The organism is Pseudomonas sp. K5002 (assembly GCF_013386655.1).
Lineage (GTDB): Bacteria > Pseudomonadota > Gammaproteobacteria > Pseudomonadales > Pseudomonadaceae > Aquipseudomonas.
Map to the genome: position 1 here is coordinate 1 of NZ_JACARK010001535.1, position 345 is coordinate 345.

The 345-nt window shown below is 67.0% G+C and carries 1 protein-coding gene; it reads right to left on the minus strand.

Annotated features, from left to right (window positions below):
• Nucleotides 1-345: AMP-binding protein (locus tag HX846_RS40140; protein WP_256740484.1), on the minus strand; the 345-nt coding region annotated here is incomplete at both ends.

The window sequence follows — 345 nt, forward strand, 5'->3', positions numbered from 1 at the left end:
CAGCGCGATGTCCGGGAAGCGCGCGAACCAGTCGCGCGCCACGGTCGGCGGCAGCGCTTCCCCCGTGGGCAGCACCCAGCGCAGGTCGGGTAACTGCAAGTCGCACGGGCTTAGCGCGAGCAGGGTGCGCATCAGGCTTGGGACGATTTCCAGCACGTTGAGCCGTTCGCTGGCGAGCACTTGCAGCAGGCGTTGCGGGTCGTGGGCCACTTCATCCGGCAAGATATGCACGGTGGCGCCCAGGACCGGTGCGGCGAGGAATTGCCACACGGAAATATCGAAGGCCACCGAAGCCGTCTGTGGAATGCGGTCGTTGGCGCTGAGCCCCAGGGCCGGGACTTTACC